The sequence below is a fragment of the Streptomyces sp. NRRL F-2664 genome (assembly GCF_000719345.1).
Lineage (GTDB): Bacteria > Actinomycetota > Actinomycetes > Streptomycetales > Streptomycetaceae > Streptomyces.
Genome location: NZ_JOFX01000023.1, coordinates 89220 through 97621, shown reverse-complemented (window position 1 = coordinate 97621; position 8402 = coordinate 89220). Strand labels below are relative to the sequence as shown.

6 protein-coding genes and 1 pseudogene are annotated in these 8402 nt (G+C 74.0%); 4 read left to right on the top strand and 3 right to left on the bottom strand.

Translation table 11 applies throughout. From position 1 onward, the window contains the following. The 3 genes from IF89_RS0120830 to IF89_RS46070 form a co-directional block, all read right to left on the bottom strand. On the bottom strand, positions 1–1242 hold a 1242-nt coding region (locus IF89_RS0120830), incomplete at its 3' end, for a HAMP domain-containing protein (RefSeq protein WP_158717902.1). Between the two features lie 162 nt (positions 1243–1404). Next, entirely contained in the window at positions 1405–2526 is a 1122-nt protein-coding gene (locus IF89_RS0120825) for a mechanosensitive ion channel family protein (protein ID WP_051807357.1), read from the bottom strand. Positions 2527–2689: 163 nt separating this feature from the next. Then, positions 2690–3970, bottom strand: a complete 1281-nt coding sequence (locus IF89_RS46070; RefSeq protein WP_030770112.1) for a hypothetical protein — start codon at positions 3968–3970, stop codon at positions 2690–2692. A gap of 212 nt (positions 3971–4182) precedes the next feature. On the opposite strand from IF89_RS46070, the pseudogene IF89_RS46065 reads away from it, so the two are divergent. From IF89_RS46065 to IF89_RS0120805, 4 genes and pseudogenes are all read left to right on the top strand, one after another. Next, positions 4183–4255: pseudogene (locus IF89_RS46065) on the top strand. A 114-nt stretch (positions 4256–4369) separates the two neighbouring features. Beyond that, positions 4370–5509, top strand: coding sequence for a hypothetical protein (locus IF89_RS0120815; protein WP_030770109.1), 1140 nt, complete (start codon positions 4370–4372; stop codon positions 5507–5509). Continuing rightward, the gene (locus IF89_RS0120810; protein WP_051807355.1) at positions 5506–7188 is read left to right on the top strand and encodes an ankyrin repeat domain-containing protein; all 1683 of its coding nucleotides are present in this window, start codon (positions 5506–5508) and stop codon (positions 7186–7188) included. Before IF89_RS0120815 ends, IF89_RS0120810 begins: the two co-directional genes overlap by 4 nt. After that, positions 7185–8399, top strand: coding sequence for an AAA family ATPase (locus IF89_RS0120805; protein ID WP_051807353.1), 1215 nt, complete (start codon positions 7185–7187; stop codon positions 8397–8399). The genes IF89_RS0120810 and IF89_RS0120805 overlap by 4 nt, the downstream gene beginning before the upstream one ends. The last annotated feature ends 3 nt before the right edge of the window (positions 8400–8402 follow it).

Sequence of the window (8402 nt, the reverse complement as noted above, 5' to 3'; positions counted from 1 at the left end):
ACGGGCATCCACCCGGATCTTCTGCGTCAGATCACCCTGGGCCACAGCCGTCGTGACCTCGGCGATCGAGCGGACCTGAGCGGTCAGGTTGTCCGCCATGAAGTTCACCGAGTCGGTCAGATCACGCCAGGTGCCGGAGACGCCCTTCACGTCGGCCTGCCCGCCGAGCCGGCCGTCCGTTCCGACCTCGCGGGCCACGCGGGTGACCTCGTCGGCGAACGCGGACAGCTGGTCCACCATCGTGTTGATCGTGGTCTTGAGTTCCAGGATCTCGCCCCGCGCGTCTACGCGGACCTTCTGCGAGAGGTCGCCCTGTGCCACGGCGGTCGCGACCTGGGCGATGGAGCGCACCTGGGAGGTCAGGTTGCCGGCCATGAAGTTCACCGAGTCGGTCAGGTCACGCCAGGTGCCGGAGACGCCCTTGACGTCGGCCTGGCCGCCGAGGATGCCCTCCGTTCCCACCTCCCGGGCCATCCGGGTCACCTCGCCCGCGAACGCGGACAGCTGGTCGACCATGGTGTTGATCGTGTTCTTCAGCTCCAGGATCTCGCCCCGGGCGTCGACGGCGATCTTCTGGGAGAGGTCGCCCTTGGCGACCGCGGTGGTGACCTGGGCGATGTTGCGGACCTGGTCGGTGAGGTTGCCGGCCATGAAGTTCACCGAGTCGGTGAGGTCGCGCCACACGCCACCCACTCCGGGCACCTCGGCCTGTCCGCCGAGCCGGCCTTCGCTGCCGACCTCGCGGGCGACGCGGGTGACCTCGGCGGCGAACGAGGACAGCTGGTCCACCATCGTGTTGACGGTGTCCTTCAGCTCCAGGATTTCGCCCCGGGCAGCGACGTCGATCTTCTGGGAGAGGTCGCCGCGCGCCACTGCGGTGGCCACCTGGGCGATGTCCCGGACCTGGGTCGTGAGGTTGCCGGCCATGGCGTTCACGGAGTCCGTCAGGTCGGCCCAGGTGCCCGACACCCCCGGGACCTCGGCCTGCCCGCCCAGCGTCCCTTCGGTGCCGACCTCACGGGCGACCCGGGTCACTTCGGAGGTGAAAAGGGACAGCTGGTCCACCATACCGTTGAAGACGGTGGCGATCTCCCCGAGGAGACCGTCGGCCTCGTCGGGCAGCCGCGTGCCGAAGTCGCCGTCACGCACGGCTGTCAACCCCGCCAGGAGCTGCCGCAACTCCGGCTCACCGACCGCCCCTGCCGCTGCTGCCTTGCGTGACGATTCAGCCGTGCTGGCCATCGCAGTCCCATCTCTCGTGCCGCTTACGACACGCCCGCAACCGTCGAGCGTCCCATGCCCCAGTCCACCACATGTGCCACCGCCCCCGAAGCCGCGGGTGGACACTCGTCCGGGGGCAGGGCCGGCAGCAGGGGCGCGGGAGCATCGCCGACCGCCGGCGGGCTACCGCGTCGGGCGACCGCCGCGGTCCGTCAGCTCCGTGCGGGGCGACGGTGACGCGCCGCGCTGGTGCGGGACCGGGGGCGGGGTCGGGTGGTCGTCCCGCTGGAGGGCGACGGTGTGGGTGGGGGCCGGGATCGAGATGCCCTCAGCACGGAAGCGCCGGTGCAGGCGCTTGACGAACTCGTGCTTGATCCGGTACTGGTCGCTGAACTCGCCCACGCCGAGGATCACGGTGAAGTTGATGCGGGAGTCCGCGAACGTGTGGAAGCGAACGGCCGCCTCGTGGTCGGGGACCGCGCCGTTGATGTCGGCCATGACACCGTCGACGACGTCGAGGGTCACCCGCTCGACGTGCTCCAGGTCACTCTCGTAGCCCACTCCCACCTGGACCATGATCGAGAACTGCTGCTCCGGCTGCGTGTAGTTGGTCATGTTGGTGCGTGCCAGGCGCGCGTTCGGGATGATGACCAGGTTGTTCGACAGGTTGCGGACGACGGTGTTGCGCCAGTTGATGTCGACGACGTACCCCTCCTCGCCGCTGGTGAGCCGGATGTAGTCGCCGGGCTGCACGGTTTTCGAGGCGAGGATGTGGACTCCGGCGAAGAGGTTGGCGAGGGTGTCCTGCAGGGCCAGGGCGACCGCGAGACCGCCGACCCCGAGGGCCGTAACCAGGGGCGCGATGGACACGCCGAGGGTTTCCAGGGCGACGAGGACGCCCATCACCAGGACCACGATGCGTGTGATGTTGACGAAGATGGACGCCGAGGCGGCCACCCCGGTACGGGTTCCCGCCACGGACTGGACGAGGCCCGCGACGACCCGCGCCGTGCTGAGCGTGGCGATGAGGATGAGCAGCGCGGTCAGGGACTGGTTCACGAAGCCCGAGACCCGCGCGGTGAGTGGCAGGGTCGTGGCGGCCACCGCCGCACCGGCGATCAGGGCGGCGCCGGGAGCGATGGTGCGCAGCGCGTCGACCATGATGTCGTCGCCCCGCCAGCGGGTCCGTTCGGCGTGCCGGGCCAGCCACCGCAGGAGGGCGCGCAGCAGGACTCCGGCGGCGGCGCCCGCCGCCAGCGCGATGCCGGCGACGAGCCAGTCGTGCAGGACGAGGTCGCGGTTCAACGGCCCCCCTCGGCTGCGCGGTGTCGTCGTATGAGGTGTGTGGTCACCTTTTCACCTGTCAGTTCGTCGTGCTGTGAGCCGCGTTCGGCCGTGCGCGCGCATCGGGAACGGGCCCTGCCATCCTGCCCCATGGCGGGGTGGCGCCCCGGGGCGGGGCGGGTGGCTACCGTCGCACGGCGGCGTGTTCGAGGACGGCGCGGACCTCTGCGGTGATCGCGCTCGCGTTGCGCTCGAACTCGGGTCCGGTCAGCAGGTGCGGTTCGGCCGGCAGGCCGGTGAGGACAGGGGTGTGGAGGTGGCCGCCGGGCAGGTGCGGTGCGAGTGCGGCGCGAAGCCGGTTGGAGCGGTAGGCGACCTCGTTCGACAGGTATCCGCCCCCTCCGCCCGCCACGGCGCGGGAGCCGGGCGTCGGGCCGTCGGTGCGGTCGACGGGGGTCGTGGCTCCGGCCGGGATCTCGGTGACGTCGCTGTTGAGGAGGACCGGGTACGGGGTCTGCACGGCGGCGGTCACCGCGTCGGCGGGGAGGGTGGTGCGGATGAACTCCGGGCCCGGGCCGAGGCCGGGGGCGGTCACCGGGTGTTCGCGGGTGCCGCCAGAGAGGGCGCGCGCGTTGTCGGGGTAGGGGTCGGCGGACCGTGCCCGGCCGGCCCAGTCCTCCAGGGTGAAGATGCCGGGGTAGCCCTGGCTGACGGTGGTGATGATGTCGGCGGCGGCGGGTCCGGCGGTGAGGTGCGGGGTGAAGGCCCGCTCGACGATGCCGGCGTCGAAGTCGGCGTACCGGACGGGCAGGACGACGGCGCGGATCTCTGCGGGGCTTCCGTCGGCGAGGGTCACGCGCCGCCCGTTGAGCTGGAGGGCGGCCGATCCCGACGGGTTGGCGCGGCGTATCTCGGCGTCGAGCCCGAAGGGGTCGAAGCCGCTGATGAAGATCTTCCGTACGCCGGGTGCCGTCCGGAAGGCGTTGTCGGTGAGGCCGCGGGAGGCGTCCTCGAAGCGGGCGCGGAGCGCCGCGTGGTCGGCGGTGAACTCCGGCTGCCAGCGCGCGAGGGCGGCGGTCATGCCGAGCCGCGCCCAGTACAGGGGGCGGTCGTCCCCGGGTGCGAGGTCGCCGCCGGGGCGCTGGCCCTGGGCGCGCCGTACCGAGGCCTGCCAGAGGGCCTGACCCCACGCGTCGAGCAGCCGCCCGGCCTCGGTGGGGTTGCGCGTGGCGCACAGGGCGGCGGGGAAGTGCCGTACGAAGTCGCCGAGGCCGCCGCGCTCGACCAGGGCGGTGGTGCGGGTGTCCGCGAGCCGGGACTGTTCGGCGTCGAGCGGTGCGGGCGCCGGCGGGCGGCAGGCGGTCGCGCCGGCGGCTGCCGCCTGCGCGGGCGGAGCGAGGGTGAGGGTGAGGGGAAGGATGGTGGCGAGAAGGGCGGCGGCCGATGCCGCACGGCGTAAGAACATCACGCGATGTGACATTACATAGCACCCGCCACCCCCACCAGGCACGCCGGCCGCGGCGGCCGGGACTGGCTCAACTCCGCTGCTGCGGCGTCCGGTTCGGCCTTCGTCCCGGTCGGCCGGCGCCTCTCGGGAGCCGCCGGGGAGCCACTCCGGGGACCACCGTGAACTGGTGATCGATTTTCGGCCGCCGGGTGAGTATGATCCCCGACAGCAAGGCCGTAGCGCAGAGGTCGTCGCGCCCACGCATCGAGCTGGAGGACGTCGGTTCGAATCCGACCGGTCTTGCGTATCCTTCCGCAGTTCTGAAGTACTCGTCTCGTTCCACGTCGCGTACTCCAGTGCAGTTCTCACGTCGTGTTGGACCGCCGGGCACCGGCGAAAGAATCCGGTGGAGTGGTGATGACACAGCCGACGCCCGTACGGTGCCCCGCGATCGAGCACCCCGACCTGCCGCCGGCCGACCCGGCCGGCCTGGACCCGCTGCTCGCCCGGCTCGCGGCGGAACGGCCCGTCGAGAGCGACGAGACCTTCCCGCTGGGCACCCTGCGCGCCGACGGCCGCGTGGACCTCTGCAAGCAGGGGCTCGGCCCCGCCGGAGCCGCCCGGCTGCTGCCGGCCGCGGCCGCCTCCCCGCACGCCGCCCACCTGCTGCTCGGCACCAATGCCATCGGCGACACGGGCGCCGCCGCCCTGGCCGGGGCGCTGGCCGCAGGCGGCCACGGGCTGCACACGCTCTACCTCGGCTGCAACCGCATCGGCCCCGACGGCATGGGCTCCCTCGCCGGCGCGCTCGCCGACGACACCACCGTCCGCGCCCTCTGGCTCAAGCGGAACCCGCTCTTCGAGGATGGTGCCCGTACGCTCGCCGCGCTGCTGCGCCGCAACACCGCCCTGCGTACCCTCGACCTGGTCAACACCGGGATCGGCGCCGACGGCGTACGCCTGCTGCGGGACGCCCTGCTGGAGCGCGAACAGCCACTGGAACGGCTCTTCCTCGGCGGCAACGGCCTCGGTCCCGACGCCGCCCCGACGCTGGCCGCCCTCATCCGCGACGCCGGGGTGCGCGAGCTGTACGCCCCGGCCAACCACCTCGGCGACGAAGGCGTTGCGGCCCTCGCCGCCGCCGCGGACGACGCCGCGCACCCGGTCCGCCTCGGACTCGGCGGCAACGGCATCGGCCCGGCCGGAGCGCGGGCCCTGGCCGCCTCCCTCGGCGGCATCGAAGCGCTCGACCTCGGCCGCACCCTGTCCGAGCGCAGCCTCGGCGCCCCCGGCAACCATCCCGGCGACGAAGGGGCGTACGCCTTGGCCGCCGCCCTGCCCGGCAGCCCGCTGCGCCGGCTGGAGCTGCGCCACACCGGCCTGACCGGGCGCGGCGCGAAAGGCCTGCTCGCCGCGGTGCCCCACGACACAGCCCTGGAGTACGTCGGGCTGGGCCCGGGCCTCCCCCGCCGCGTGAAGCGCTCCTTCGCCGACCGGCTGCGCCCCGCCCGGGCCGCCCACCCCGACGTGCGCGCCATCGGCTGCGTGTACCGGTGAGCGCCGCCGACACCGCCGCCGAACGGCCCGGAGGATTCCGTACCCAGGACGGCCCGGCCTGGCAGCGGATCCGCCGCTACGCGGTGCCCGGCTGGATGATCGAGCAGGCCACCGCGCACCGGCTGGCCGGCGACTGGCGGGCGGCCTGTGCGGCCGCCGCCGTGGACGTCGGCTTCGAGCTGCCCGACCTCGAAGTCCGCTACGGCCCCGACATGGCCGCCGCCGTGACCCGGGACCTGCTGCACCTCGCCCCCGACCTGCTGCGCTGGCACCTGCCCCGGTACCTCGGCGGCCGCACCACCCTCACCCCTTACCTGCGGATCGTCCTCGCCACGTACGGCGGCCCGGGCGGGCCCGCCCTGTCGGTCACGACCCCCGCCATGAGCGAGGGCCCCCAGCGGCTGCGCCTGCACTGCGAGCCCGTCGTGGTCGAGCGGAACAAGTACACAGGGCGTGGCTTCGTCCCGGAGGAGTGGAGCGCGATCCGGCCCTTCTGGGACGCCCGCCACGCCGCCGAGCTCGGCGCGCGCTTCGCCGAGCCGGACGGCCTGGCCGAGCGGATCGCCGGGCGGCGGGCCGCCGGGGACACGGTCGGCGCGTTCGGGGCGGCAGGCATCACCTGCGACCTGGCCGTACCTCCCACGCAGCCCTACCAGCGCCCGGCGGACCCGGAAGCCCTCCTCGCGCGGCTGCCCGTCGACCTCACGCGCATCGCGCCGGAGGTGGCGCGGCTGGTGGAGGCAGGCGCGGGTGATCAGTACCGGCTCCCGGCCGGCTGGCCCTACTCGGCCGTACTGGAGCACAGCGGTCCGGGGGCGCTCCGGATCCGGGTCGTCCACCAGGGCGAGGCCGCCTCCGTCCGGGCCCTGCCGCGGTACGCCTGGCAGCGACTGCCCGACCTCGAACTGGTGCGGACCGGCCGGATCTCCCCCCGCGCACTGCATCCGCTGGTGGCCGCGGCGCTGTTCCCCGGTGCCGGCCCGGCGGTGGGCCCGCCCGGACCCGACACGGACGGCGCGCCGGTACGGGTGCGCTGTCACGGCGCGTGGCACGAAGTGCGTTCGCGGGGCGGCGTCCTCGACGTCCCGCACACCGCCGAGGAGCAGCAGCGGGAGCGCGCGATGCGGGCGTTCGGCGGCGCGGTGTCGGGGTGCTTCGCCGTGCAGCAGACCTGGACCACGGGCCAGGGGCGGCTGCCGCGCGGCCTGCAGGCCCAGCGCAACGAGCTCTTCCTGCGCGCCCAGCACGGTGACACCCCGGGTGTCGTGGCCCTGCTGGACGCGAGCGTGGACCCCCGGATCCGGGACGCCCGCCGACGCGGCCTGCTGCACACCCTGCACCTGCTCGACCACGAGGTGCTCCTTCCACGGCTGCTGGCGGCCGGGCTCGACCTGGAGGCGCGGGACGCCTCGGACCGCACGCCGCTGCTGTCCGCGGTGCACTGGGGCGGTTCGGTGGACCTGGTCAAGGCCCTGCTGGCGGCCGGCGCCCGGATCGACGTCGTGGACGAGATGGACCTGTCCGTCTCCCAGGAGATCCGCCGCTACAAGCGCACCGATCTCGCCTTCCTGCGCGAGCGCGTCGACGAGCAGTTCCCGGATGTGGGCGCCGACTGGTTCGACGAGCAGATGGAGTACTGGGACGAAGAGGACGACGACGAGGAAGGGGAGGACGTATGAGTGCCGCCCGGACGCAGCCCGCCCTGACGCAGCCCGCCCGGGCCCTGGCCGCCGCCGACGCCCTGGGCGCCCGCCTCGGCGCCACCCGTACCGAACCCGCCACCAACCCCCAGCTGGAGGCACTGGCCCTGGCCGTGACGGCCAATCAGCCCGTCCTCCTCTGGGGCGAGCCCGGCATCGGCAAGTCCGCGGGCATGGTGCAGCTCGCCACCGCGCTCGGCGTACCGCTGGAGACCGTCATCGCCAGCGTGCACGAGCCCTCCGACTTCGCCGGCCTGCCCGTCGTCGGTGACGACCCCGCCACCACCGGTGTCCCCATGGCGCCGCCGGACTGGGCGGTACGCCTGGCCCGTACCGGCCACGGGCTGCTGTTCTTCGACGAGTTGTCCTCCGCGCCTCCCGCCGTCCAGGCGGCCCTGCTGCGCGTGGTCCTGGAACGCCGGGTCGGCAGCCTCGAACTCCCCCCGGCCGTACGGATCGTCGCCGCGGCCAACCCGCCCGCCAGCGCCGCCGACGGATGGCACCTCAGCCCGCCGCTCGCCAACCGCTTCGTCCACCTCGACTGGACGCACAGCCCGCGCACCGTGGCGCGCGGCATGGCCGGCACCTGGCCCGAAGTGGCGATCCCCACCGTCGATCCCGCCAGGACGTCCGGCGCCGTCGCCCGCGCCCGCGGCGCCGTCTCCGGCTTCCTCACCGCCCGGCCCGGACTGGTCCACCACATGCCGACCGAGGCCGCCGGCCGCGGTCGCGGCTGGCCCTCCCCCCGAACGTGGGAGATGGCCCTGCGGCTCCTGGCCACCGGGTACGCGGCCTCGTCCGGCCGGGAGGCCCTGGCCGCAGCGCTCACCGGCGCCGTCGGCGAGGCCGCCGGGATCGAGCTGCTGTCGTACCTCGAACACCTCGACCTGCCCGACCCGGACCGGGTACTGGCCGATCCGGACGCCTTCGCGCTGCCCGAGCGCGGCGACCGGCAGCTGGCCTTCCTCATCGCCGTGGTCGCAGCCGTGCAGAGCGAGCCGACCCGCCCCCGGTGGGAAGCGGGCTGGGCGGTGCTCGCCAAGGCCGTGGAGGCGGGTGTGCCCGACGTCGCCGCCCGCGCCGCGGCGGACCTCGCCGCGATGCGCGACCTCGACTGGCCGGTGCCCGCCGGCATCGACGCGTTCGTGGAACTGCTCCGGCTGTCCGGCTCGCTGCCGGGCGGCGGCTGAGGC

Coding starts and splice junctions, on each gene's coding strand:
- IF89_RS46070 (WP_030770112.1), bottom strand. CDS start 3,970: ATGTTCTTACGCCGTGCGGCATCGGCCGCCGCCCTTCTCGCCACCATC.
- IF89_RS0120815 (WP_030770109.1), top strand. CDS start 4,370: ATGACACAGCCGACGCCCGTACGGTGCCCCGCGATCGAGCACCCCGAC.
- IF89_RS0120805 (WP_051807353.1), top strand. CDS start 7,185: ATGAGTGCCGCCCGGACGCAGCCCGCCCTGACGCAGCCCGCCCGGGCC.